Source organism: Rhizobium sp. GR12 (genome assembly GCF_036596185.1).
GTDB classification, from domain to species: Bacteria; Pseudomonadota; Alphaproteobacteria; order Rhizobiales; family Rhizobiaceae; genus Agrobacterium; species Agrobacterium nepotum.
On record NZ_JASXTH010000001.1, the window covers coordinates 539687 to 566146 of the forward strand.

General features: G+C 59.3%; 23 protein-coding genes and 1 other RNA gene. 10 read left to right on the forward strand and 14 right to left on the reverse strand.

Going from position 1 to position 26460, the window contains the following annotated elements:
• Positions 1–40 precede the first annotated feature (40 nt).
• Positions 41–1174: a molecular chaperone DnaJ gene (dnaJ, locus tag QSK43_RS02645; protein WP_281037888.1), complete on the forward strand. Its 1134-nt coding sequence runs from the start codon at positions 41–43 to the stop codon at positions 1172–1174.
• A 67-nt stretch (positions 1175–1241) separates the two neighbouring features.
• Here dnaJ and QSK43_RS02650 read toward each other — a convergent pair whose 3' ends face one another.
• From QSK43_RS02650 to polA, 10 genes are all read right to left on the reverse strand, one after another.
• Positions 1242–1793, reverse strand: a complete 552-nt coding sequence (locus QSK43_RS02650) for a DUF924 family protein (protein ID WP_332302192.1) — start codon at positions 1791–1793, stop codon at positions 1242–1244.
• Positions 1794–1806: 13 nt separating this feature from the next.
• Positions 1807–2019: a SlyX family protein gene (locus QSK43_RS02655; protein WP_045017990.1), complete on the reverse strand. Its 213-nt coding sequence runs from the start codon at positions 2017–2019 to the stop codon at positions 1807–1809.
• Positions 2020–2171: 152 nt separating this feature from the next.
• The gene (locus tag QSK43_RS02660; RefSeq protein WP_332302193.1) at positions 2172–3677 is read right to left on the reverse strand and encodes a tripartite tricarboxylate transporter permease; all 1506 of its coding nucleotides are present in this window, start codon (positions 3675–3677) and stop codon (positions 2172–2174) included.
• An 8-nt stretch (positions 3678–3685) separates the two neighbouring features.
• A complete protein-coding gene (locus QSK43_RS02665) occupies positions 3686–4147 on the reverse strand; it encodes a tripartite tricarboxylate transporter TctB family protein (RefSeq protein WP_045017986.1) in 462 nt (153 codons plus the stop codon).
• Between the two features lie 98 nt (positions 4148–4245).
• Positions 4246–5229: a tripartite tricarboxylate transporter substrate-binding protein gene (locus QSK43_RS02670; protein ID WP_332302194.1), complete on the reverse strand. Its 984-nt coding sequence runs from the start codon at positions 5227–5229 to the stop codon at positions 4246–4248.
• Positions 5230–5426: 197 nt separating this feature from the next.
• Positions 5427–6773 carry a sigma-54-dependent transcriptional regulator gene (locus QSK43_RS02675; protein ID WP_332302195.1) on the reverse strand — a complete coding sequence of 449 codons (1347 nt, stop codon included), beginning with the start codon at positions 6771–6773 and terminating at the stop codon, positions 5427–5429.
• Positions 6770–8596, reverse strand: a complete 1827-nt coding sequence (locus QSK43_RS02680; RefSeq protein WP_332302196.1) for a sensor histidine kinase — start codon at positions 8594–8596, stop codon at positions 6770–6772. The genes QSK43_RS02675 and QSK43_RS02680 overlap by 4 nt, the downstream gene beginning before the upstream one ends.
• Before the next feature lie 162 nt (positions 8597–8758).
• Positions 8759–8944: a 50S ribosomal protein L32 gene (gene rpmF / locus QSK43_RS02685; protein ID WP_003507205.1), complete on the reverse strand. Its 186-nt coding sequence runs from the start codon at positions 8942–8944 to the stop codon at positions 8759–8761.
• A gap of 193 nt (positions 8945–9137) precedes the next feature.
• A complete protein-coding gene (locus tag QSK43_RS02690; RefSeq protein ID WP_045017980.1) occupies positions 9138–9857 on the reverse strand; it encodes a DUF1868 domain-containing protein in 720 nt (239 codons plus the stop codon).
• Positions 9858–9932: 75 nt separating this feature from the next.
• Positions 9933–12920 carry a DNA polymerase I gene (gene polA, locus QSK43_RS02695; RefSeq protein WP_332302197.1) on the reverse strand — a complete coding sequence of 996 codons (2988 nt, stop codon included), beginning with the start codon at positions 12918–12920 and terminating at the stop codon, positions 9933–9935.
• A gap of 417 nt (positions 12921–13337) precedes the next feature.
• Between polA and QSK43_RS02700 the strand changes: the two genes are divergently transcribed.
• Positions 13338–13772, forward strand: coding sequence for a MarR family winged helix-turn-helix transcriptional regulator (locus QSK43_RS02700; RefSeq protein ID WP_045017976.1), 435 nt, complete (start codon positions 13338–13340; stop codon positions 13770–13772).
• Positions 13773–13997: 225 nt separating this feature from the next.
• Positions 13998–15389 (forward strand): dipeptidase, encoded by a 1392-nt coding sequence (locus tag QSK43_RS02705; RefSeq protein ID WP_332302198.1) that lies wholly within the window; start codon positions 13998–14000, stop codon positions 15387–15389.
• Positions 15390–15805: 416 nt separating this feature from the next.
• On the opposite strand, the gene QSK43_RS02710 is transcribed toward QSK43_RS02705, so the two are convergent.
• Complete coding sequence (locus tag QSK43_RS02710; protein ID WP_045015438.1) at positions 15806–16015, reverse strand: cold-shock protein; 210 nt, start codon at positions 16013–16015, stop codon at positions 15806–15808.
• A gap of 483 nt (positions 16016–16498) precedes the next feature.
• Here QSK43_RS02710 and QSK43_RS02715 point away from each other — a divergent pair, with 483 nt between their 5' ends.
• The 3 genes from QSK43_RS02715 to QSK43_RS02725 all read left to right on the forward strand — a co-directional run bounded on the left by QSK43_RS02715 (position 16499) and on the right by QSK43_RS02725 (position 20443).
• Complete coding sequence (locus QSK43_RS02715) at positions 16499–16957, forward strand: YbaK/EbsC family protein (protein WP_332302199.1); 459 nt, start codon at positions 16499–16501, stop codon at positions 16955–16957.
• A 149-nt stretch (positions 16958–17106) separates the two neighbouring features.
• Positions 17107–19413, forward strand: coding sequence for a transglycosylase domain-containing protein (locus QSK43_RS02720; RefSeq protein WP_332302200.1), 2307 nt, complete (start codon positions 17107–17109; stop codon positions 19411–19413).
• 301 nt (positions 19414–19714) lie between these two features.
• On the forward strand, positions 19715–20443 hold the full coding sequence (locus QSK43_RS02725; RefSeq protein ID WP_045017972.1) for a sugar transferase: 729 nt from the start codon (positions 19715–19717) through the stop codon (positions 20441–20443).
• An 80-nt stretch (positions 20444–20523) separates the two neighbouring features.
• Here the strand turns inward: QSK43_RS02725 and QSK43_RS02730 are convergent, their stop codons facing one another.
• Entirely contained in the window at positions 20524–21096 is a 573-nt protein-coding gene (locus QSK43_RS02730; protein WP_332302201.1) for a c-type cytochrome, read from the reverse strand.
• Positions 21097–21246: 150 nt separating this feature from the next.
• On the opposite strand from QSK43_RS02730, the gene QSK43_RS02735 reads away from it, so the two are divergent.
• Positions 21247–22002 (forward strand): 3-deoxy-manno-octulosonate cytidylyltransferase, encoded by a 756-nt coding sequence (locus QSK43_RS02735; protein WP_332302202.1) that lies wholly within the window; start codon positions 21247–21249, stop codon positions 22000–22002.
• An 11-nt stretch (positions 22003–22013) separates the two neighbouring features.
• The gene (locus QSK43_RS02740; protein ID WP_332302203.1) at positions 22014–22889 is read left to right on the forward strand and encodes a prephenate dehydratase; all 876 of its coding nucleotides are present in this window, start codon (positions 22014–22016) and stop codon (positions 22887–22889) included.
• A 54-nt stretch (positions 22890–22943) separates the two neighbouring features.
• On the opposite strand, the gene nudC is transcribed toward QSK43_RS02740, so the two are convergent.
• Both nudC and QSK43_RS02750 read right to left on the reverse strand, forming a co-directional pair.
• Positions 22944–23906, reverse strand: a complete 963-nt coding sequence (gene nudC, locus QSK43_RS02745) for an NAD(+) diphosphatase (RefSeq protein ID WP_332302204.1) — start codon at positions 23904–23906, stop codon at positions 22944–22946.
• Positions 23906–24334 (reverse strand): HIT family protein, encoded by a 429-nt coding sequence (locus tag QSK43_RS02750; RefSeq protein ID WP_332302205.1) that lies wholly within the window; start codon positions 24332–24334, stop codon positions 23906–23908. The genes nudC and QSK43_RS02750 overlap by 1 nt, the downstream gene beginning before the upstream one ends.
• Before the next feature lie 65 nt (positions 24335–24399).
• Here QSK43_RS02750 and ffs point away from each other — a divergent pair.
• Positions 24400–24496: signal recognition particle sRNA small type (ffs, locus tag QSK43_RS02755), an RNA gene on the forward strand.
• Positions 24497–24572: 76 nt separating this feature from the next.
• A complete protein-coding gene (locus tag QSK43_RS02760; protein ID WP_332302206.1) occupies positions 24573–26450 on the forward strand; it encodes a DNA polymerase III subunit gamma/tau in 1878 nt (625 codons plus the stop codon).
• The last annotated feature ends 10 nt before the right edge of the window (positions 26451–26460 follow it).

Below are 26460 nucleotides of genomic sequence, written 5' to 3' on the forward strand. Positions count from 1 at the left end.
ACGTGCAGCCGGAAATCCATTTGCGAGGCTTGTTATCTTAATGGCGAAAGCAGACTTTTACGAAACCCTTGGCGTCAGCAAGACTGCGGACGAAAAAGAGCTGAAGGGCGCCTTCCGCAAACTCGCGATGAAATTCCATCCGGACAAAAACCCTGATGATGCCGATTCCGAACGGAAGTTCAAGGAAATCAACGAAGCCTACGAAACGCTGAAGGATCCGCAAAAACGCGCGGCCTATGACCGTTTCGGCCACGCTGCATTTGAAAATGGCGGCATGGGCGGCGGTGGCATGGGCGGCGGCGGTTTCGCCAATGGCGGCTTCTCGGACATCTTCGAAGATATCTTCGGCGAGATGATGGGCGGCGGACGCGCACGCCGCTCCTCCGGCGGACGTGAGCGCGGGGCCGACCTTCGCTACAACATGGAAATCACGCTGGAAGAAGCCTTTGCCGGCAAGACGGCGCAGATCAGGGTTCCGACCTCGATCACCTGCGACGTTTGTTCCGGTTCGGGCGCAAAACCCGGCACGCAGCCCAAGACCTGCGGCACCTGTCAGGGCTCCGGTCGTGTGCGCGCAGCCCAGGGCTTCTTCTCGGTAGAGCGTACCTGCCCTACCTGCCACGGGCGCGGACAGACGATTTCCGATCCCTGTGGCAAGTGCCATGGCCAGGGCCGCGTGACGGAAGAGCGTTCGCTTTCGGTCAACATCCCCTCGGGCATCGAGGATGGCACCCGCATTCGCCTGCAGGGCGAAGGCGAAGCCGGTATGCGTGGCGGCCCGGCAGGCGATCTCTACATCTTCCTGTCCGTGCGTCCGCATGAGTTCTTCCAGCGCGATGGCGCCGATCTTTATTGCACCGTGCCGATCTCCATGACGACGGCAGCACTTGGCGGCACTTTCGACGTCACGACGCTCGACGGCACGAAGTCGCGCGTCACCGTTCCGGAAGGCACCCAGCCCGGCAAGCAGTTCCGTCTGAAGAGCAAGGGCATGCCGGTGCTGCGTTCGGCGCAGACGGGCGATCTCTACATCCAGATCCAGATCGAGACGCCGCAGAAGCTCAGCAAGCGCCAGCGCGAGCTGTTGCAGGAGTTCGAACAGCTCTCTTCCCAGGAGAATAATCCGGAATCGACCGGTTTCTTTGCCCGGATGAAGGAATTCTTCGACGGCTGATCATCGTCGTTTCACATCGTGAAAAACGCCGCCGTCTTTCGGGACAGGCGGCGTTTCTGTTTCCAGGTCAGCCGGTAAAACCGCCCTCATCCAGATATTGCCGTTCTTCCGCCGTCGTTTCCCGCAGCAATATGTCGTTGCGATGCGGAAAGCGGCCAAAACGCGCAACAATATCGCGATGCTGTTCGGCGTGGTGGAGGTAAAGCCCGCCAAGCGGCCGGTTGAGGGTGCAGGCGCGCTCCTGATCCTCAATGTTCTCCGCATGCGAAAAGGGCAGATAAAAGAAGACCCGCAAATCTTCGCTCACCGCCTGATCGTGGCCACGGCGGATGGCGTCGCGGGCGAACAGGCGTGCCAGCGGATCGGTCGCATACATATGCGCTGTGCCGCGAAAGCAGTTGCGCGGGAACTGATCCAGCAGAAGCATCAGTGCGAGGCTGCTTTCCGCATCGCTCAGCCAGCCGTCCAGCTCGCGCCTTGCGGCAGCGAAATGGGCGTCGCGAAAACAGTCGTGAAAGTGGCTGTCGAAAGCGGCGTCCTTGTCGAACCATTTGTCTGGTCCCGCCTCCTTCCAGAAATCCACGATTTCGGGGGCAAGCGCGGCTGTGTCGTTTTTCATCGGGTCCTCCTCATCAATAATGCGGCGGCCGGGTGATTGCGGGCGCATCCAGCGATTGCTCCTCAAGGCTCAGGAAACGCTCCGTCAACCGGTCGAGTTTGGCGCGGGCCTGTTCCACCACCTTCCACTGTTCCGTCAGCTGGTCGGACAGTTCCTCTATGGCCTTCGCCTGATGCGCGATCGTTTCCTCAAGCGCAATGATCCGTTTTTCGGTTTCCGACGTCATATCGACCTCTCTTTCCCGCTCTTCCTTCGCCCTAAAAAGCCTCAAGTCAACCATATGCCGCTTTCGTGAACCGGATTCGTCGCAACGATCCCGTCAACGCAGAAACGCCGGCAACGTTTCCGTCACCGGCGTTCTGACTTTTTCGATTTCGCTCAGTCCTCTTCTACGAAGACCTGTTCGCGTTTCGCCTTCACGCTTGGCAGGAAGACGACGATCAGCACGGTCAGGGCAATGAAAAGCAGGGTGGCGCTGATCGGTCGGGTGACGAAGGTGCTCGGATCGCCGCGCGACAGGATCATGGCGCGCCGCAGGTTTTCCTCCAGCAGCGGGCCAAGCACGAAGCCCAAGAGCAGCGGCGCAGGCTCGCAGCGCAGCTTCACCAGCACATAGCCGATGAAACCGAAGAAGGCGACGGCATAGAGGTCGAAGACGTTGGAATTGACGCTGTAGACCCCGATGGCGCAGAAAGCCATGATGATGGGGAAAAGCACATAATAGGGCACCGTCAGCAGCTTCACCCACAGCCCGATCAGGGGCAGATTGAGGATGACGAGCATCAGATTGCCGATCCACATGGATGCGATGATGCCCCAGAACAGCGCCGGCTGCTCGATGGCGACGTTCGGGCCCGGCACGATGCCCTGAATGATCATCGCTCCGATCATCAGCGCCATCACGGGATTGGCCGGAATGCCGAGCGTGAGAAGCGGGATGAAGGAGGTTTGGGCACCGGCATTGTTGGCGGATTCGGGACCAGCGACACCGGCAACCGCACCGTGGCCGAACTCCTCCGGATGTTTGGAGACGCGTTTCTCCACCGTGTAGGATGCGAAGGCCGCGAGGATAGCCCCACCGCCAGGCAGGATGCCCAGCGCCGAACCGATGGCCGTGCCACGCAGCACGGGGCCGATCATCTGCTTGAAGTCCTCCTTCGTCGGCATCAGGCTGCTGACCTTGGCGATCAACACCGAACGGGTGCGCTCGTTTTCGAGATTGCGCAGGATTTCTGCGATACCGAACACGCCGACGGCCACGGCCACGAAGTTCAGGCCATCGGCATATTCACGGATGCCGAGGGTGAAGCGGGGCGTGCCGCTATAGATATCCGTGCCAACAAGACCGAGCAGCAGGCCGAGCACGACCATGGCCAGCGCCTTGACGATAGAGCCATGGGCAAGCGCGATGGACGAGACGAGGCCGACGACCATCAGCGAGAAATATTCCGCAGCACCAAACTCCAGCGCAATCGCCGTCAAGGGCGGTGCGAAGATCGCCACGAGGAAAGTGGACACCGTACCGGCGAAAAACGAGCCGATGGCGGCAATCGCAAGTGCGGCCCCCGCTTTACCCTTGCGCGCCATCTGATAACCGTCGATGGCGGTGACGGCAGAGGAGGATTCACCCGGCATGTTGATGAGGATTGCCGTGGTGGAGCCGCCATATTGCGCGCCGTAATAAATGCCGGCGAGCATGATGAGCGACGAAACGGGCTCGAGTTGAAAGGTGATCGGCAACAGCATGGCGATGGTGGCGGTGGCGCCGATACCGGGTAGTACGCCGATCAGGGTGCCGAGCAGCACGCCGATCAGGCAGAAAAAAAGGTTTTCCAGGGACGATGCCGTGGCGAAACCGAGTGCGAGATTATTGAACAAATCCATCGCAGACCTCAAAATTTAAGCCAGGGGCCGAACTGCTGGAACGGCAGACCGAGACCATATTCAAATACCGCCACTGAAAAGACCGTAATGGCTGTGGAAAGCAGCACCGCCATGACCGGGCTCATCTTATGCGAGGCGAAAGCTGCGATGAGCGCGCTGAAAAACAGCGCCGGCACGAAGCCGAGCCCTCGCACCGTCAGACCGAAAAAGATCGGAGCCGGCAGGATGAAGAATATTCCCCGCCAGGCGATGGCGCCGATGGCCTCGCCCTGAACGCGCGTCGACCGCAGAAATATAACGCCGCCGAGCAGGATCAGCACGGTCGCCAGGACAAGCGGAAAATAGCCCGGGCCCATGCGAAAGGCGGTCCCGATTTCAAGCCCGAATGACTGCAAGGCGAAAAAAGCGCCGAGACCGATGAAAATTGCCCCACAGGCTGCTTCGGCAGGGTCAATGAAAAACGACTTCATGAAAGATGCCCCTCCACTGCGGCCGGTGACACACCGTTCCGCGCGTTAAAATGACGGCAAAGGCCGGCGGCAGGGTGCCGCCGGCAATGCTTTGACCATCAGTCGGCATATTGGCCGGCGGACTCGATTACCGGCTTCCAGCGAGCGATTTCGCTTTCGAGCTTGGCTTTCAGAGCTGCGGGCGTCGCATCGTTTTCGGCCGAAGGCGTGGTGCCGAGTTCGGCAAAACGGGCAGCGACATTCTTGTCCTTCAGCGCCACCTGAAGCGACTTGGAGAGCTTTTCGTTGATTTCGGCAGGCGTACCCTTCGGCGTGTAGATGCCGTGCCAGATGCCCACTTCAAAGTTCGACAGACCCGCCTCTGCCGCAGTCGGCACGTCGGGCAGCACGTCGAGCCGCTTGGCCGTGGTCACGGCATAAGCTTTCACCGTTCCGCCCTGGATTTGTTTGGTGGTATTGGTGGTCTGGTCGCACATGATGTCGACCTGTCCGCCGAGCAGATCGGTCATTGCCGGGCCTGTGCCCTTATAGGGAACGGTGACGAGCGGTGTCTCGATGGCGCTCATGAACAACATGCCGCACAGATGCGAGGCGGCGCCGATGCCGGCATTGGCAACGGTGACCTTGTCCTTGTTCGCCTTGGCGTATTCGATCAGGCCCTTGAGGTCCTTGGTCTCGAGGTTCTTGCGCGACAGGATGGTCATCGGCACTTCCGTGACCAGACCGACATATTCGAACGCATTCAGGGTATCATAAGCGAGCTTGCGATAGAGCGTGGCGCTCGTCGCCATACCGATATGGTGCAGGAGAACGGTGTAACCGTCCGCATCGGCCGCCGCCACGCGCCCGGCACCCAGCGTGCCACCCGCGCCGCCGACATTTTCGACGATGATCTGCCGGCCGAGATCCTTCGACATGGCTTCGGCGACAAGACGCGCGACCGTATCCGTCGGGCCACCGGCGGCAAAGGGTATGACCATGGTGATGTTGCGCTCGGGATAGTTCTGAGCGGATGCGGAAAGCGCAAAAAGGGAAACGGCAGCGGCGGCAGCAAGGCCGGTAACTGTCTTCAGTATTTTCATCGATTCCTCCCGGATGAAAATGTTCGCCACTTCAGCCGCACATGCTCCTCCATGGCGACCGGGGTGGGTTATTTGCGATCCGGAATCATTGTTCAGCAACGACAGTCTTGTTGCGAGATGCGCTTTTATCGCTCTCCTGGATGGCAATGGGTGGATTTCGACACATACAGGCTGATCCATGGGTGGAAATCCACCCACTACACCTCGGTCATATGCCGATGCAGCCCGTATTTCTGCATTTTTTCGTAAAGCGTTTTGCGCGAGATGCCGAGACCTTCGTAGACGGACTTCAGATTCCCGCCATGAACGGCGATCGCGCGCGCGATCAGGCTTTTTTCATAAGCGGCAACCCGTGCCGCGAGTACCGCCTTGCCGTCATCCTCAAATGGCATCGACGTTTCGGAAACATCGCTTTCCAGACCGAGAACGAAACGGTCCGCCGCATTGCGCAATTCACGCACATTGCCCGGCCATTCGCGCAGGGAAATGACTGAAAGCAGATGCTGCGGAACCTCCATGTCTTCCCGTCCGTAACGCGCCGCTGCTTCCCGCACCAGATGCAGGAAAAGCAGCGGTATATCGGCGCTGCGCTGCGACAGGGACGGTACCAGAAGCGTCGCCACGTTCAGGCGATAGAGAAGGTCGGCGCGGAACCGGCCTGCCGCAACTTCCTGCTCCAGATCCACCTTGCTGGTGGCGATGAAACGGACATCGAGTTCGACGGTTTCATTGGAGCCAAGACGGGTAATCACCCTTTCCTGCAACACGCGCAGGAACCGGCCCTGCAATTCGAAGGGCATGGAGCCGATCTCGTCCAGCAGGATGGTGCCCCCACGGGCATGCTCGAACTTGCCGTAGCGCGGGCGCAGCGCGCCGGGAAAGGCGCCAGCCTCGTGGCCGAACAGCTCGCTTTCGATCAGCGTTTGCGGAAGGGCGGCGCAATTGATCGCCACGAAGGGTCGGTTGGCTCTGGCGCTGATATCGTGAAGCGCCCGCGCCACCACCTCCTTGCCCGCACCGGTATCGCCGACAATGAGCGTATCGGCATCCGTCGCACCGATGGCGCGAATGCGGTAGCGCAGATCGACCATGACCTGGGTTCTGCCCGGCAGACGCGTTTCGAGATCGTCGTGCTTGCCGGCAACCGCCTTCAGACGGCGGTTTTCCAGCACCAGCGCCCGCCGGTCATTGGCCCTTTTGATGATGCCGGCGAGATATTGCGGGGTGAACGGCTTTTCGATGAAGTCATAGGCGCCGTTGCGCATGGCGTTGACCGCAAGCTGCACATCTCCATGGCCCGTCATCAGGATAACCGGTATTTCCGGGTCAAGCTCCCTCACCTTCTGCAACAGCGTCATGCCATCCATGCCCGGCATTCTGATATCGCTGACCACGACGCCATCGAAGCTGTAGCCGATGAGTTCGAGCGCATGTTCGGCACTCGCCAGCATGGTGACCGCGAAACCGGAAAGCTCCAGCGCCTGCGCCGTGGAAAAGCGCAGTTCCTCCTCATCATCGATCAACAGAACCCGCGACATGGTCATTCCGCAGCCGCCTCCACGCGATAAGCGGCAGCGGGCAATTCGATCTCGAACTCCGCGCCGCCTTCTTCATGGTTTCTGACCCGCAGCTGGCCGCCGAAATCCTTGATGATATTGTAGGAGATTGAAAGGCCGAGACCGAGGCCGCGACCCACGCCCTTGGTGGTGAAGAAGGGATCGAAGATGCGCTCCGAAATCGCCTCGGGAACGCCAGGCCCACGGTCACGAACGAAAATCGACACCGTCTGACCGTGCAGCACCGCCTGCAGCGCTATGCCGCGATCCTCGCGGCCTTCCACCGCATCGGCGGCATTGGATATGATGTTGACGAGCACCTGCTGCAGCCGTACCGACCCGGCCTTCACCGCAAGCGGCATCGGGCCGAGATCGATATCCAGCACTGCATCGGCGGCCTTCAGCCGCGCGCCGACAATTTCCAGCGTGTCGCGAAGCACGGCGTCCAAACTGATGGCGGCCATTTTCTCGTTGGGCTTGCGCGCGAAATTCCTCAGGTGCCTGCTGATCGACGCCATGCGGTCGATGAGGCCCGAGATGCGCCTGAGATTTTCCGTCACCTCCTCCAGACGCCCCCGCTCCACCAGAAGCGAGGCGTTTTCCGCGTAGTTTTTGGCAGCGGCGAGCGGCTGGTTGAACTCATGCGACAGCGCCGCCGACATCTGACCGAGTGCGGCAAGCTTGCCCGCCTGCACCAGATCGTTCTGCATCTTGCGCAGCTGTTTCTCCGTCTGGCGGCGCTCGGCGATCTCGTGTTCGATCTCCCGGTTCACACGCGCCAGATCGGCCGTACGTTCCTCCACGCGGCGCTCCAGCTCCGCCTGCGCCTCCGCCTGATGGATCAGGCGTTCGCGCAGACGCCGCCGTCTTTGCAGCATGGCTGCGATCAGGGCAGCGGCAAGACACAGGCAGAGGATGATCGCGATCATCGCCGTCTTGACCTGCGTTCTGAGCGAGCCGGTATCGATCATCACGCTGACGGTCCAGCCCGCGTCGGGCATCGGCTGCGACAGGACGAGATATTCTCTCTCACCGTCATTCTGGGTGATCGTCATCAGCCGGTGGCTGCCGAAGTTGCCGTTTTTCAGCGGCAGTTCCTTCAGATCGGCATTGGCATAACGGCGGGACGCCGCTGTGCGCGCAAGCCTTTCTGGCGTCAGCGGCATCAGGCCGGAATAAAGCCATTGCGGGGTTCCGGTCATGAAGATGATGCCCTCCGGATCCGATACGAGGATACGGTTTTCACCATCGCCGAACGATGCTTCTATGCCTTCGATATCGACCTTGAAGACGATGACGCCCTTGATCTCGTCTTCGAAAAGGATAGGTGCAGAGAAATAATAGCCGCGCTTGTGGGAGGTCGTGCCGAGCGCGAAGAAGCGCGACTGGAAGCCCTTCGCCGCGTCCTGAAAATAGGGACGGTAGCTGAAATTCTCGCCAACGAAGCTCGTGGGTCCATCGTAGTTGCTGGCGGCGATCGTCTCCCCGTCCAGCGTGATGATATAGATATCGGACGATTCCAGCAGGGTGTTGATGGATTTGAGATAGACATTGGCACGCTGGCGCAATGCCTCATCCTGCGGATGCGCGACAAGCTCCTCGATGTCGTCATGATCGGCGATCAGGGCGGGCAGCGGTTCGTAACGGCTCAGAAGCCCGCCGAGAGCCGAGACAGCCAGCCTGAGGGTGGTGCGGCCCTGATCGGACACTTCCCCGAAGTAGCTTTCCGCGATAATGCCGCTACCCCTCGTCACGGCGCCGTAACCGAGGCCGAGGCTGAGAAGCAACACCAAAATCCAGCGATATTTCACCGAAGCTCCCCTCCCGTTGCAGGCACCAGACCTGCTCTCCCGAACAGAGTGTAGGAGGAGTGACCGAATTTTCCAAGAGACCGGGCAAAGCGGCAGAACGGTCCTTAAAACAAAAAACCGGCCACGAGGGCCGGTTTTCCGTAAAGATTATTTCAAGAAAGCTTATGCGCTTTCCTTCGGCGTCAGAACCTGACGGCCGCGATACATACCGGTCTTCAGATCGATATGGTGCGGACGGCGCAGTTCGCCGGAGTTCTTGTCTTCAACGTAGGTCGCAGACTTGAGACCGTCAGCCGAGCGGCGCATGCCACGCTTGGACGGGCTTGTTTTTCTTTTTGGTACAGCCATTTTTGTTACTCCACTTTAGCGGCGAAACAACGTAACCGGCCAGAACCAAAGGCCGAATGTCGGGTGTCTCGATATTGGAAATTTGGCGCGCTTATACATGCCAAAACTGGCTTTGACCAGCCCTGACGCGCATTTTTTCCGATTCAACGGAACAGGGGCGACGAGCAGGCGGCAGGCATTTGCAAATCATGCCTTACTTACTATCAAAAACGACGAGTTCCCTAAAGTGGTTCATGTCACGGAATTCACAGAAAGCTGGCGCCTGCATCTCGATTATCGGTGCTGCCGCACGCAGTTTTTCCAGTTCTTCGTCCAGCATCGCCTGCCATCGCGGCAGGCACTCCGGTTCGAACCAGCTGATGATGTAGGACAGGGTGATGTGAAACTCGTAAGTGTCATGGGCAGGATGTCGGTAGCCGAAGAAATCGGCGAAAGTATCCCGCCAAAGCGCCACGATCCGATCATCCTCAGCGGTGACCCCCTTCATGATAAGTCCGACCGGACGCAGGCCGGTCACCTGCATGTTGAAAGACGGCAGAGTCGGAAAGGCCGAAAGGCGATCAAGGTAATATTCCGTCATCGCGTCGACCGGCGTATCGAGCGGCATTTCCTTCGGCCAATAGGGCAGTGCACGCCGCAACCCGTTGATGCCCTGGAATACCGTCATGTGCAGGCTCGAAACGGGCGTGAAGGCGAGTTGCGGCGCTTCGGGCATATCCAGAAAGCGCTGACGCGTCGCGACGATCGCGCTTTTCGTCCGCGACCCTTCAGCGAGATGGCAAACAACCGTATTGCCCGGATCGGACAAAAATTCACCATCCGAGTTGTAACGGCTGCCGAGATGGCGTGGCGGCTGATCCTGATTGGCTGTGGAAATAAATTCAAGATCTTTTGAAACGAGCGGGGCGTGCATGGGAAACTCCTTGTGAGACGTTTCCCCTAGTTCCCGCACACGACAAAGCAATGACATCCGCCGGTCAATGACCGGTCAATGCGCCTCGTCCCAATTGTCGGCCGCTCGTGCATCCACCTTAAGCGGCACCCTCATGGAAATCGCTGGCATGGCCGCGTTTTCCATCACCGAGACGACAATGGGCAGGGTCTTTTCGATTTCCTCTTCCTCGACTTCGAAGATGAGTTCGTCATGCACCTGCAACAGCATGCGGGCGGAAAGCTTCTCCGCCGCCAGCACCGGCTCGATGCGGACCATCGCGCGGCGGATGATATCGGCCGCAGACCCCTGGATCGGCGCATTGATGGCCGCACGCTCGTTAAAGGCTTTCACAGAGGGGTTGGAGGAGCGGATTTCCGGGTAATGCGCGCGGCGGCCGAAAATCGTTTCGACATAACCGTTCTCGCGGGCGAAAGCCTTGGTCGCTTCCATGTAATCGCGGATACCGGGAAAACGCTCGAAATATTTCTTGATATATTCGCCCGCTTCGGAGCGGGCGATGCTGAGCTGATTGGCAAGACCGAAAGCGGAAATACCATAGATGATGCCGAAGTTGATGGCCTTGGCGCGGCGGCGCACTTCCGAAGGCATGCCTTCCACCGGCACACCGAACATTTCCGATGCGGTCATCGCATGAATGTCGATATTGTTTTCGAACGCGTTGCGAAGCTGGGGAATATCGGCGACATGGGCAAGCACGCGCAGCTCGATCTGGCTATAGTCGGCGGAAAGCAGCTTATGGCCGGGCGTTGAGATGAAGGCCGTGCGAATCTTGCGGCCTTCGGCCGTGCGCACCGGAATGTTCTGAAGATTAGGCTCCGAAGACGACAGGCGACCCGTCGTGGTGGAAGCAAGCGCGTAGGACGTATGCACCCGCTTCGTCTCGGGGTGGACATATCCCGGCAGCGCATCCGTATAGGTCGATTTCAGCTTGGTCAGCTGCCGCCAGTCGACGATCTTGCGCGGCAGTTCGGCACCTTCCGCCGCCAGATCTTCAAGAACCTGCGCCGATGTCGACCATTGGCCGGTCTTGGTTTTCGAGCCACCCGGCAGACCCATCCGTCCGAACAGAATGTCACCGAGCTGCTTTGGCGAGCCGATATTGAAACGCTCGCCCGCCAGTTGGTAGACCTCCTCTTCGAAGGCAGCCGCCTTCTGGGCCAGCTCGCCGGAGAGACGCGACAGGATCTGCCGGTCCACGGTAATACCACGCTCCTCCATATGCGCCAGAACCGGCACCAGAGGGCGCTCCAGCCGTTCATAGACGCTGGTCAGCCGCTCGGCGGCAAGCCGGGGCTTCAGCACCATCCACAGCCGCAGAGTGACATCCGCGTCCTCCGCCGCATAGGCTGTCGCCTTGTCGATATCGACGAAATCGAAGGTGACACTCGACTTGCCCGATCCCGCCACGTCCTTGTAGGCGATGCACTTATGCCCCAGCCAGCGTTCGGACAGCGTATCCATGCCATGCGTGGTCTTGCCGGCGTCAAGGACATAGGAAATCAGCATGGTGTCGTCGAAACTCTGCATGACGACACCATGGCGCTTCATCAGCAGATAATCATATTTGAGGTTCTGTGCGATTTTCAGAACCGCCGTGTCCTCGAGGAGGCTCTTCAAACGTTCCAGTGCCTGCGCAAACGGCACCTGACCTTCGGCAAGCTTGATACCATCGCTGAAAAGATCGCCGCCGGAGCCGGTCTTATGCGTCAAGGGCACATAGGCAGCCCGGATATCGGTGCCGGAAGCGTCCTTGCCGTTATCGGCAATCGCCAGCGAAAAACCGACGAGTTCAGCCTGCATGGGGTCGAGCGAGGTCGTTTCCGTGTCGAAGGCGACGACGCCCGTTTCCCGGGCGGCCGCAACCCAGCGGTCCAGTTCCGCAATATCCCTGATCGTCGTATAAGTGGCCGTGTCGATCTTGGCGGCGGCGAAAACCGTTTGCCGCGCCATGGCCAGACCGGTGGGCGCATTGCCCTCCCCTGTCACCTTCCTTGACGGCGAAACAGGTAAAGCCGATACGACGGTCGTTTCATCAGCTGCGGCGGACGCAGGCGATGCATCGAGATCGGGACCATGGGCATCGACGCCCCATTGCACCGGCACATTGGCGGGCTCGATGGCCGAGGCATCGCTATCCGTGGCTTCGGCGACGCGGCGCGTCAGCGTCGTGAACTCCATCGCCTTCAGGAAGGCAATGAGCATCGGGCCGTTCTGCGGTTCGAGTACCAGCTCTTCCAGAGACTGCTCCAGCGGCACATCGGTTCTGAGCGCCACGAGCTGTCTGGAAAGGCGGGCAAGCTCCGCATTGGCGATGATGTTTTCGCGGCGCTTCTGCTGCTTGATTTCTCCCGCCCGCGCCAGCAACGTATCGAGATCGCCATACTCCTCCAGCAATTGCGCGGCGGTCTTCGGTCCGATGCCGGGAATGCCCGGAACATTGTCGGTGGAATCGCCGGTCATCGCCTGAAGGTCGATCATCTTTTCCGGGGCCACGCCCCATTTTTCGACGACATCAGGAACGCCGATCTGCTTATCCTTCATGGCGTCGTACATATGCACATTGGCCGTGACGAGCTGCATCAGATCCTTGTCGGAAGAGATGATGGTGACATCGGCGCCGATCGCCTCCGCCTGACGGGCGTAAGTGGCGATGATGTCATCCGCCTCGAAGCCTTCCGTCTCGATGCAGGGCAGGTTGAAGGCGCGCGTCGCCTCGCGGATCAGTCCGAATTGCGGAACCAGATCTTCCGGCGGCGCGTTGCGGTTGGCCTTGTAGAGATCGTATAACTCGTTGCGGAAGGTTTTCGACGAATAGTCGAAAATCACGGCAAAATGCGTCGGCGTAACGCCGACATCGGTATTGCGCGCATCCTTCAAGAGCTTCCACAACATGTTGCAGAAGCCGGAAACGGCGTTGACCGGCAGCCCGTCCGACTTGCGGTTCAGCGGCGGAATGGCATGGAACGCCCGGAAAATGAAACCGGAACCGTCAACGAGGAAGAGATGATCGCCTTTTTTCATGGCGATATGGATAGCGCGGGGCCGTTTTGACGTCCACAGAAAGTTCAAACAACGCACCGCAAACCGCATGAGGCAAAGCGTCTTGACAGGCCCCGAAAATTCACCCGAACGTTACCGATTTGTAATAGATTTTCCCTTGAAAAGCCGCATTTGCAGACACATTTCTTAGAGGACGGCGCCTGATCACGCCGTAGTCTGAATGTAGGCTCGTCCCCCGCCGCATCAGACCGGACAAAGGCCTTTCCCCCCTCTCCGGGCCTTTGTCCTCCTATATGACCGCCATGGCCGACCCCTCCCGGCCATGGCGGTTTTATTTTGTGCCGGGTTTCCGGCTGGCCTAACCATATCATGCGATATATATCCCACTATTGAAATTGCGCGGACGCGCCGGCCACGATGCTTTTACGGGATGCACGAATGGGTTTTTCCAGGGACGAATCGGTGATCTATCTCGCTGCGAAAATGGCGCGGGAATTCACCATGGCGCTCCAGAAGAGAGCCGCCGCACTGGGTTTCTCCCCCGGGCAATTCCCTATCCTCATCGAACTGTGGCATGAGGAGGGACTGACGCAGCGGCAATTGCTCGACAGGATCGACGTCGAACAGGCAACACTTGCCAATACGCTCTCCCGCATGGAGCGCGACGGGCTGATCGTCCGCAAATCCCATCCAAGCGATCGTCGCGCACAGATCATCGAACTGACCCCGCGCGGCAGGGATCTGGAGGCGAATGCCATCGCCGCCTCCGAGGCCACCGAAGACGCGTTGCTGGCGGATTTCCGACGATTCGAAAAGCAGCTTCTGCTGGAATATATGCGCCGGGCGATCGAGCGCGCAAAAAAAGCAAAATAGCATTTACGACCCGAAATCGCCCTTTCTTTGCTCCCGAGCCTTTCATCGCCGGAGGCCTCCAGGTTTTTGTTTCGATACGGTTTCGGGCGGAAAACCGCTTCGCACTTTTCCTGAACTGCTCTATCTTTCCGGCGGCTGCGCTGTTGCCGTTGAACGACACGCAGCTCCTTGTTCCCATGCGATGCACGATGCCGCCGGGTCACGACAGACATGACAGGATCAGCGATGACAGACGTTTCCCCTATTCTTTCCACGGCCGACGACAACCTTACTTCCAGCCTCGAGCGACTGTTCGAACTTGTGCGCATCCCGTCCATTTCCACGGATCCCGCCTACAAGGCGGAGTGCCGCAAGGCGGCGGAATGGCTGGTCAGAACGCTTTCCTCACTGGGCTTTACGGCTTCCGTACGTGATACGGCCGGTCATCCGATGGTCGTGGCGCATCACGATGCGGCGACAGAGGACGCACCGCATGTGCTGTTCTACGGCCATTACGACGTGCAGCCGGTCGATCCGCTCAATCTTTGGGAAAACGATCCGTTCGAGCCGACCATCAAGGATATCGGCGCCGGCCGGCAGGTGATCACCGGGCGCGGAACGGCTGATGACAAAGGCCAACTGATGACCTTCGTGGAAGCCTGCCGGGCCTACAAGGCCGTCAATGGCGGCCTGCCGGTGCGCGTCACAATTCTCTTCGAAGGCGAAGAGGAATCCGGTTCACCCTCGCTCAAACCTTTCCTCGAAGCCAATGCCGATGAGCTGAAGGCCGACTATGCGCTGGTGTGCGACACGAGCATGTGGGACCGCGATACGCCCGCAATCGCCGCCGCCCTTCGCGGCCTAGTCGGCGAGGAGATCATCATCACCGCAGCCGACCGCGATCTGCATTCCGGCCTTTTCGGCGGCGCCGCCGCAAATCCCATTCACATCCTGACCGATATTCTCGCCGGCCTGCATGACGAGACCGGCCGCGTAACACTTGCCGGCTTCTACGACGGCGTGGAGGAAACCCCCGCCAACATCAAGGCCTCCTGGGAAACGCTGGGCCGCACCGCCGAAGCCTTTCTTGGCGAAGTCGGCCTTTCGGTTCCTTCGGGCGAAAAGGGCCGCTCCGTGCTGGAGCAGACCTGGGCGCGGCCGACGGCGGAAATCAACGGCATCATCGGCGGCTATACCGGCGACGGCTTCAAGACCGTGATCGCCGCCAAGGCCTCCGCCAAGGTTTCCTTCCGCCTTGTCGGCGAGCAGGACCCCAAAGCGGTTCGCGAGAGCTTCCGGGCCTATGTCAACTCGAAGGTCCCGGCAGATTGCTCGGTGGAATTTCACGAGCATGGCGCATCCCCGGCCATCCAGCTTTCCTATGATTCACCGGTGCTGACCAAGGCCAAAAATGCGCTTTCGGACGAGTGGCCCAAACCTGCCGTCGTGATCGGTATGGGAGGCTCGATCCCCATCGTCGGCGATTTCCAGAAGATGCTGGGCATGGATTCGCTGCTTGTCGGCTTCGGGCTTACCGACGACCGCATTCATTCGCCGAATGAAAAATACGACCTGCAATCCTTCCACAAGGGCATCCGCTCCTGGATCCGCATCCTTGATGCCCTGGCCGTGAAATAGTCAAAAAAAGAGAGGAGGCGTCGGTCACCCGAGGCCTCCTCTTCTTTTCGGTTTTGGGGATCAAAAAACAAAAAGGCCGGGGCAAGCCCGACCTTTCCATCCGTTTTTCGTCAGTGCCAGTACATCCGTGGTCAAAGCGTTCAAACGGTCTGATGCTCCAGAGCGCGCCAATATATCGACGCTGCTTTCACGATCAGGATCATCTGTTTCGGTTAATCTTTGGTTAACACGACAACAGCGGCGCTTTTAAAAGCACCAGCCTGACAGTCCGTGTGGAGCACTGCTGAACCCTATATTGGTATGCGCGCCTGTTTTTTCAAGATCGGCCGGTTCCGGAGCGTCTTCCAAAAGAAAAAGGCCGGAAAAATCCGGCCTTTCATATTCATGCGAGTGACCCGTTGGGGCCAGACCACTTATCAGGAAGCGACGAGGTCGCCTGCGGACATCTTGCCCGAGCGGCGGTCCTGCGTCAGTTCGTAGGAGAGCTTCTGACCGTCGTTGAGGGAGGTCATACCAGCGCGCTCAACAGCAGAGATGTGAACGAATACGTCCTGCGAACCGTCGTCAGGCTGAATGAAGCCGTAGCCCTTGGTTGCGTTGAACCACTTTACTGTACCAGTCGCCATAACGATTTCCTTCCGTTGGCAAATTATATTTGCACTGCGCGCAGTGCGGTCTTGGGGTCGAATTTGAAGGAAAGATCGTCGTGCGCATCTTAAAAAAAGGTGCCGAAGCTCTGGTCGTCAAACAAATATCGATGCGCGAACACCTAGGTTGGCAGGGGCTAAAAGTCAAGTTTCTTTGAAAAAGACGGGCAATCTTTGTGAGCGGCCGGGAGACAAAAACTGCAAGAAACAAGGGCTTAAACAGCAAAAACCCGGCGCGGGAGGAGGTGCGCCGGGTTCTTGAAACTGACTGACAATTGGGAGGAGGAGTATTGTCAGTCCAATCGGGCGACGCTGGGAGGAGGAGTGCGTCGCTTCGATGTTTTGAACATACAGGTTCCCCGCTTAAAAAACAGACGTTTCATCGCAGCGCAGCATTGCGTAAAATGCATAGCTATTTCACGACACCTTGAAGGATCTTCGCTTACCGCCTAATAAATACGCATGTCCATCGAATCCGTCAGAGCTTTTTTCACCGAAAACTTGCCCGAAGTTGCCGTGATCGAAACGGAAGCGAGTTCGGCGACGGTCGCGCTGGCTGCCGAAGCGCACGGCGTCGACCCCGACCAGATCGCCAAAACGATTTGCCTGAAGGCAGGCGACAGCATTCTTCTCGTCGTTGTCGCCGGCACGAAGCGGCTCGACAACCGCAAGTTCCGCGATCGTTTCGGGGCCAAACCGCGCATGCTCGGGCCGGAAGAGGTTGTCGCGGTAACCAGCCATCCCGTCGGCGGCGTGTGCCCTTTCGGGCTGCCTTCACCGCTTCCGGTGTTTTGCGACATATCCCTGAAAAACCATAGTGAAGTGGTTCCGGCAGCGGGCGCGACCAATGCGGCCGTGCGGATTTCGCCCGACATGATGGCGCGACTGACGGAAGCGGAATGGGTCGACGTCTGCCAATGACGCCGATTTGATCCGGCGAGGCTTAACCCCGCCTTAAATTGCCGCATTTAAACTCTTCATCCTGGATTAAGGATCACGCAGGCATAGAAGCCTGAAGCCCGTACTGGGTTAAGCATGGTTTCGCGAATATAAGGAGCGACTTCGGCTGGATGGCAGGCAAGGGTAAATCACGCGATCGGGTAGAACCTTCCTTCGGGGATTTCCACGAGTCCGGTGATGACCTGCGCCTCGATGCCAGCGAGCGCATCAGCGGGACCGCAAAGCAGCCCGCCAGGAAACCGAAGCCCACATCCGGCCGCGCCAAACCACAAAAGAAGGAAAAGCGCAGCCGCAGCTCCGGCCGTGGCCCGACGGGCATCGTCCGTTCCCTCGTTTACTGGTGCGTCGTGCTTGGTATCTGGGGCGGTATCGGCGTTGCCGGTCTTGTCGTTTATTATGGCGCGCGCATGCCGAGTGCCAGCAGCTGGACCATTCCCGAACGCCCGCCAAATGTGAAGATCGTTTCGGTGAACGGCAGCGTGCTTGCCAACCGTGGCACCACGGGCGGCGAGGCTCTCGCACTCGAAGACATGTCGCCTTACCTTCCGCAGGCGGTGATGGCGATCGAGGACCGGCGGTTTTATTCGCATTTCGGGGTCGATCCCCTTGGTCTCGGGCGCGCTATCGTCACCAATGTGCTGACGGGGCGCACCGTGCAGGGCGGCTCGACGCTGACGCAGCAGCTGGCGAAAAACCTGTTTCTCTCGCCGGACCGAACGCTGGAACGCAAGGTTCAGGAAGTGCTTTTATCCTTTTGGCTGGAGCATGAATTCACCAAGGATCAGATCCTTGCGATGTATCTCAACCGCGTCTATTTCGGGTCCAACGCCTATGGCGTCGAAGCCGCTTCCCGGCGCTACTTCAACAAATCCGCACGCGACGTAAATCTCGGAGAAGCTGCGATGCTCGCCGGGCTTCTCAAGGCCCCTTCGCGCCTTTCACCGGCGCGCGATCCGCAGGCGGCGGAGGAGCGGGCGCAGGTCGTGCTGAAATCCATGCGCGATGTCGGCTTCATCACCGATGACGAGATCAAGACCGCGATGTCGCAGCCGCCGACCAAGGCGAAACGTTTCTGGTCGGGCGCCGAACATTACGCAGCCGATATGGTGCTGGAGGAGGTCCGCGGCCTGATTGGCGACGTCAAGCAGGACATTGTCGTCGACACGACCATCGACCCCAATCTTGAACGCGATGCCGAAAAAGCTCTGACCCATGTTCTGCAGGGCGATGGCAAAAAACAGGGCGCCTCGCAGGCGGCCCTCGTTTCCATCGACGGCACGGGCGCGATCCGGGCCGTCGTCGGCGGGGCGGATTATGCCGAAAGCCAGTTCAACCGCGCCGTCAAGGCGAAACGGCAACCCGGCTCGGCGTTCAAGCCGTTCGTGTATGTGGCTGCACTCGAATCGGGGCTTACCCCTTACACCATTCGCAATGACGGGCCTGTCCGGATTGGAAACTGGACACCGGAAAATTACGAGAAAAAATATCGTGGCGAAGTGACGCTTGCCACTGCGCTCGCCAATTCGCTCAACACGATCGCGGCGCAGCTGGTGATGGAAGTTGGCCCGGAGCGGGTGACGCAGGTGGCGCATCGCATGGGCATTGAATCCGAGCTGCAAAACAATGCTTCCATCGCGCTCGGTACCTCGGAAGTGTCGCTGATGGAGCTGACCGCCTCCTATGCTCCCTTCATGAATGGCGGCTACAAGGCGACGCCGCATATCGTCAAACGCATCTCCGATGCCGACGGCAAGGTTCTTTACGAAAACAGATACGACAACCCGCCGCGTGTGCTGAGCGAAGAAATCGCCGCGACCATGAACGGCATGTTGTCCCGCGTCATCACCGAGGGAACGGGCAAAGCCGCGCGCCTGCAAGGCTGGCAGGCGGCCGGAAAATCCGGCACGACGCAGTCCTTCCGCGATGCGCTTTTCGTCGGCTACACAAGCAACCTGACCACGGGCGTCTGGTTCGGCAACGACGACGGCACGTCGATGAAAAAGGTCACGGGCGGCGGACTGCCGGCGAAGGCCTGGAAAGATTTCATGACCGCCGCCCATTCCGGGCTCTCGCCCTCACCGCTCTTCGGTCTCGGCGCGGGCAGCGTGCCGCCGCTCGGGGAAATGCAGCAGCCGGCGCCTGAGAGCGCTCCCTCCTCCTCTATCGGCGAGATCATCTCCAATGCACTTGGCGGTGGCGGAGCGCCAAATACCCGCGCCTATCCCGAAGCACCCGTTTCGCCGAATGCCGGTCAGCCGGGTGTGCCCATGCCCCCGGGAAACATTCCCTCCCGCGACATCGAACCCGGCTATTCAGCAGGCAACGGACCCGTGCCTCCAGCCGATATCGGCGGCCGGGCGCCTGCCACTACAGGGCCAAAGCAGACGACCCTGCTTGATATTCTGATGGGAAATTAGTCGTCTTCAGGTGGCCGGGCGGCCGGGTATCTGGCAGGCGGTGAGACGACAGCGATCTTGTCGCCTTTCCCGCACATCCTCCGTTTTCCAAAGGCTTGATGACATCGGATCGACGGCCATCGCAGCCACAAGCGGGGGCGGCGCTTGCGTTTACAACATATGCGTGCGCCGACGTTAACCGTAGATTGCTATTTGCGCAAAGTCGGTTACATTTCGGATGACTTTTTATAGTGAATGAATTATTAACTGATCATATTAATTAATTTTCTTGTATCAAAATAACTTTTCAGGGCTCCATATTATGCTGGGTACTAAAGGCTCATCGCATGCCGTTTTTTACGGCGCCCCTTATCCCACGGCCGTCACTTTCGACGCGCCGGAAACGCAACCTTCCGTTTTGGAAAACAACACATCGGCGTTCCTGCGCAGCCAGTTCGCGCTCAAAAGAACGATCGATATTGCAGGGGCGTCCATCGCCCTTGTCGCACTCGCCCCCGTATTGCTGACCGTCGCAGCGCTGATCAAGCTCGACAGCAAGGGGCAGGTCCTGTTTTCGCAGGTCCGTTGGGGCATGAACGGGCAGAAGATCCGCGTCTATAAGTTTCGTTCGATGAGGACCGAACTGGGCGATGCCACCGGGGTGGCGCAAACAGTGAAGAACGATCCGAGGATAACGCGGATCGGCGCCATTCTTCGCCGCACGAATATCGACGAGTTGCCGCAGCTTATCAACGTATTGAAAGGCGACATGTCGCTGGTCGGACCACGCTGCCATGCCATCGGCATGTTGGCCGCCGGCCGTCTTTATGAGGAACTTGTTCCCCATTACCACCTGCGGCACCGGATGCGGCCGGGCATTACCGGTCTTGCCCAGATGCGGGGATTGCGCGGCCCGACAGACCGCAGCGACAAGGCGCGTGCACGGATCGTGTCCGATCTTTATTACGTCGACAATTTTTCGGTCTGGCTGGATATCAAAATCATGATCGGAACGGTCATTTCCGAATTGCGTGGCGGCAAGGGTTTCTGATCTCGTAAAAAGCGAACGCACCGCAGAATCAAAAAGCCCGGCAGCGATGCCGGGCTTTTCCTATGAAATCAAATGGTCCGTCAGTTTGTCGGCGCGGGAGCCGCAGCCGGATCCGGCAGCGGCGCCGGGTTTGCCGACAGCGTACGCAGATAGGCGATGAGGTCGGCTCGTTCCGTTTCCTTCTTCACACCCGCAAAGCCCATTGCCGTACCGGCGATGTATTTCTTCGGGCCTTCGAGGAAGTGGCTGAGATGCTCGTAATCCCAATGCACGGAACTGCCTTTGGAGAAATCCTTCATCGCTGCGGAATAGCTGAAACCCTCATGGCTGGCGATCGGCCGGTTGACGATATCGAAGAGATTGGGGCCGACCTTGTTTGCACCACCACTCTCTCCGGTATGACAGCTCGTACATTTCTTGAAGACCGCTTCACCCTTGGCGGCATCCGCACCGGCGAGCAATTGCGCGATCGGTGTTGCCGCTGCGGCAGGTTCGCCCGCAGCCTCGCCGCCGCTCGCTTCCGCGACGATGGCGTAACCTTCCTTCTCCGGGGCGGGAGCATGAAAAATGCCCTCAGACGCAATTGACACCGACATCAGGACGAAAACCGTACCCAGAAACGCCCCAACGCCCATATTTACATAAGAATTCATCTATATGCGCTCCCTCGCATCCGCTCCATATAATCGGGCATCTTGAAATTGTTCGAAAGCTATGGCTTTTGCACAGCCTGCGCAACTTGAATAATGTTCCCCACTCCGTGACGTTTTGACACTTTTCGGATGGGATTTGAAGGGTGTCGGATGAAGAATCGGGATTTCGAGAAAGCTGTCGTCCTTATACCGGCTCGGATGGCATCAACGCGGCTTCCCGGCAAGCCTCTTGCGGATATTGGCGGCAAGCCGATGATCGTGCAAGTGGCATTGAGAGCACGTGAGGCCGGTGCGGAGCGAATTGTCGTTGCGGTCGATGACGAACAGGTTTTTGCGGCTGTGAAAAATGCCGGTTTCGACGTGATGATGACGCGGGACGACCATCAGTCCGGTTCGGATCGCATTTTCGAAGCGTTGCAGAAGGCCGATCCTTATGGCAACGCCGAATATGTCATCAATGTTCAGGGCGACCTTCCAACCATCGAGGCGGAAACTATTCGTGCCTCGTTGCGCCCGCTGGAAAATGCCGCCGTCGACATTGCCACGCTGACGGTCGAGATCACCGACGAGGAAGAAAAAACCAATCCGAACGTGGTGAAAATAGTTGGCAGCCCGCTTTCCGAAACACGGTTGCGCGCGCTTTATTTTACGCGCGCGACCGCGCCCTATGGCGACGGGCCGCTTTATCATCACATCGGGCTCTACACCTACCGCCGCGCCGCCCTCGAAAGGTTCGTCAGCCTTCAGCCCTCGCCGCTGGAGAAGCGCGAACGGCTGGAACAGCTGCGCGCGCTGGAAGCGGGCATGCGCATCGACGCCGAAATAGTCCACTCCGTGCCGCTCGGCGTCGATACGCCGCACGACTTGGAAAAGGCCCGCAACATTCTCGCAAGCAGAACTCTTTAATGGACAATTCCATGACCTTGAGCACAAAACGCATCGCCTTTCAGGGCGAATTCGGCGCGAATTCCGACATGGCCTGCCGCGACATGTTCCCGGATATGGAACCTTTGCCGTGCCCGACATTCGAGGACGCCTTCAATGCCGTCGAAAACGGCGAAGCCGATCTCGGCATGATCCCCATCGAGAACACGCTGGCCGGCCGTGTTGCCGATATCCATCTTCTCCTGCCGGAATCGCGCCTTCACATCATCGGTGAATATTTCATGCCGATCCGCTTCCAGCTGATGGTGATGCCGGGCGTGAAAAAAGACGAGATCCGCACCGTCCACAGCCATATCCACGCGCTTGGCCAGTGCCGGAAAATCATCCGCTCGAATGGCTGGAAGCCTGTCGTGGCCGGCGATACGGCCGGTGCCGCCAGGCTGGTTTCCGAAAAGGGCGACCGCAGCATGGCGGCGCTTGCGCCGCGTCTGGCCGCCGGTCTCTACGGTCTCGATATTCTGGCTGAAAATGTCGAGGATTCGGAAAACAACGTCACGCGTTTCGTGATCCTGTCCCGTGACGAGAACTGGGCCGAGCGCCCGTCCCGCGACGAATCTCCCGAGGAAGTCGTCGTCACGACCTTCGTTTTCAACGTCCGTAATATCCCGGCCGCGCTTTACAAGGCCATGGGCGGTTTCGCGACGAACGGTATCAACATGACGAAGCTCGAGAGCTATCAGCTTGGCGGAAAATTTGTGGCGACGCAGTTCTATGCCGATATCGAAGGCCATCCGGATGACGAACCGGTTCGGCATGCGCTGGACGAGTTGCGCTTCTTTTCCGAAAAGGTCCATATTCTCGGCGTTTACAAGGGCCATGCCATGCGCGGCAAGCTCAACCAGAGCTGAGCCTGAAGCGGCGGGGTTAAACCCGCCGCCTTTACCGGAAATGCCGCAGGGGCGTCATTTGCTCCATTCCACCCAGTCACGCATCAGCCGGTGCGCGATGGCGCCGCCCGGAGGCGCGGAAAAACCTTCGCCCGTTGCCGTCTCCAGCATCTTTGCGACTTCCGCCCGTGTGAACCAGCGGCAATCCTCAAGCTCGATCTCGTCGCGGGAAATATCGAACGACAGCGCCTCGGCATAACAGCCGATCATCAGCGTATGCGGCATCGGCCAGGGCTGGGATGCGTGATACCGCACGCGCCCGATTTCGACGCCGGATTCCTCATGTGTCTCGCGGCGAACGGCCTGCTCGATGGTTTCACCCGGTTCCACGAAACCAGCGAGGCAGGAATACATGGCCGGTGCAAAATGGGCACCACGGCCAAGCAGGCAAAGATCGCGCTCGACATCGATCGTCATCATGATGACGACGGGATCGGTTCGGGGAAAAATGGTATGATTGCAGGCGGCGCAGATACGCTTGTAGCCGCCGATGCGCGGTTCCATTGTGCCGCCGCACCGTCCGCAGAAACGATTGTCGGCATTCCAATGCGTGAGGCTGACGGCCTGGGCAACCTCGCTCAGCAATTCTTCGTCGAGAAGATGGTCGCGATAAAGGGTGCGGGCGTCGGCCAGCTTGTAGGAGTTCGCCAGCTGGTCTTCCGTGACAGCCACCGGCACCGCAATTCGGGGCTCGCCGGTTTCGCGGTATCCAAGCAGAACGGCATTGTCGAAATCCGGCTGCAATTCGGCCAGCTCATAGGCGGAAAACAGGGGATCGATGACCTGCTCGTCGTGCTTCAGAACAAGCCGATTGCCGGAGAAGGCGAAAATATGGGTGCCATCCACCTTCAGCGCATCGGCAACGCAATCTTCCGTTCGTTTTTCGGCGAAACGGTCGAGGGCGTTTTTGGAAAAGGCTGTCAGCAGGCTTGCTTCGGGATGGGGGGCGGTGGTTTCAAAAATAGTCATGGAGATCATCAGAGCGCGCCGGAGATTTTTTTCATCAAGGTTTCCTTTTCGCCCGCACCGTAGGGCACCGGCGTTCCGTGACCCCAGACGGGGCCGGGCCAGCAGGTGTCACCTTCATTGCGGGCGATAATATGAACGTGAAGCTGCCGGACGATGTTGCCCAGCGCGCCCACATTGATCTTCGTGGCCCGGGTGACGTCTTTCAGCGCGGAGGCGACGAGATTAGTCTCGAACGTCAGAACGGCCTGATCGAGCGGAGTGAGATCGAACAATTCGCTGGCGCCGCCTCTCTGTGGCACCAGCACCAGCCAGGGCCAGCGGCTGTCATTCTGCAAACGCAGTTCACATAGTCCCAAACGCGTCACAAGCACACTGTCGCGCGCCAGCCTGTCGTCCAGCCGGAATGTCTCCAAGGCGTCCTCCATGTTTGTTTTCATCGTGATAGCAGTTTTTTGAAGGCTTGGCTTGCATTTGCTGTCGATATTGCCGATATGTGGCCCCGGGAGGTTGGTGGTGGACGAGCCACTCGCCAACCGGGTCAGGTCCGGAAGGAAGCAGCCCTAACGAGCCAGGCACGGGTCGCCGTGCCAGCCTCCCACCCTTTTCAAATGCCGCTCAGCTTTCGCCGGGCCAGTTCAGCCCCGAAACAAACTGGCAAAACAAACTGGCGAGGCGATGAGCGACACCGTACCCACCACATCAAGCGAATCCCAGAGCGGGACCGGCTACCGGGTACTGGCACGCAAATATCGCCCGAAGGACTTTTCCGATCTGATGGTCGGCCAGGAGCCGATGGTCCGCACGCTGACCAATGCGTTCGAGACCGGCCGCATCGCGCAGGCCTATATGCTGACCGGCGTTCGCGGCGTGGGCAAGACGACCACGGCGCGCATTCTCGCCCGTGCACTGAATTACAAGACCGACACCATCGACAAGCCCACCATCGACCTGCGCATCCCCGGCGAACATTGCCAGGCGATCATGGAAGGCCGGCATGTCGACGTGATCGAGATGGACGCCGCTTCCCATACCGGCATCGACGATATTCGCGAGATCATCGAGCAGGTGCGTTACCGCCCGGTCTCGGCGCGCTACAAAGTCTATATCATCGACGAAGTGCACATGCTTTCGACGCAGGCCTTCAACGGCCTCTTGAAGACGCTGGAAGAGCCGCCGGAGCATGTGAAATTCATCTTCGCGACCACTGAAATCCGCAAGGTGCCGATCACCGTGCTGTCGCGCTGCCAGCGCTTCGACCTGCGCCGCATCAGCGCCGCCGACCTCGTCGGTCTGTTCACCGCCATTGCCGGCAAGGAAGGTTTCGAAGCGGAGCCGCAGGCTCTCTCGATGATCGCCCGCGCAGCCGAGGGTTCCGCCCGTGACGGTCTTTCCCTACTCGATCAGGCGATCGCCCATGGCGGCGGCCGTGTAGAAGCGGAAGCCGTGCGCGGCATGCTTGGTCTTGCCGACCGGGCGCGCATCGTCGATCTCTTCCAGCACATCATCAAAGGCGATGTCGCCTCAGCACTTTCGGAATTCAACGGGCAATATGAGGCGGGCGCAAACCCTGTCGTGGTGCTCAACGACCTTGCCGATTTCACCCACCTCGTCACCCGCATGAAATATGTGCCGGATGCGGCCGAAGACCCCTCGCTTTCCGAGATCGAGCGCGTGCGTGGCGCGGAATTTTCCGAGACGATTGCGGTGACGGCACTGTCACGCATCTGGCAGATGCTGCTGAAAGGCATTCCGGAAACGGAAAATGCCTCGCGCCCGGCGGGTGCGGCCGAAATGGTGCTGATCAGGCTTTCGCATGCCGCCAATCTTCCGGCACCGGAAGATGCCGCGCGGCGCCTGCTCGAACTTTCCGCCGGCGATGGCGGCTATTCGAATGGTGCGCCTTCCGGCGGCGGCAATGGCGGTGGTGCACGGGCCTATTCGTCAGCGCAGACCGTTGCTGCGGCAAGACCCGTCGATGCTCCCGCACAAAGGCAAGCGACGCCTCAACCAACCACGATGCTGCGCGCCGTTCCCGACAGCCGCCCGCAGGACATGCAGGTTGCCGCACCTAAAACCGAAGATCGGCCGGAGCCAAAAGTTCCGGTCAACTCCGTGCAGGATATTGCCGATCTGTGCCAGAAAAATCGCGATCCCGTCATGAGGGCGAAGGTCCGCAACTTCGTGCGGCTGGTGCGGCTGGAACCGGGCCGGCTGGATATGCGCCTCGGCGAAGGCGCGCCCGGATCGCTCCCCGGCGAGCTTGGTGTGAGGCTGAAGGAGTGGACCGGTATTCACTGGATCGTCAGCCTCAGCAAGGAACAGGGCGAGCCCACCCTTGTCGAAGTCGAAGGCAATGCCCGCGACGCACGCCTTGTCGATGCGCGTCAGGACCCTGACGTTGCCGCCATTCTGGCGCAGTTTCCCGGCGCGAAGATCACCGACGTGCGTATCCGTGTTGCAGTACAGGACGAGGCAGACGAAATCGCCCCATCCCCTTCAGTTGCCGAATCGAGCGAAGGCGACATCCTTCCCGGCGACGATATCGAGTTTTAATACATAACAA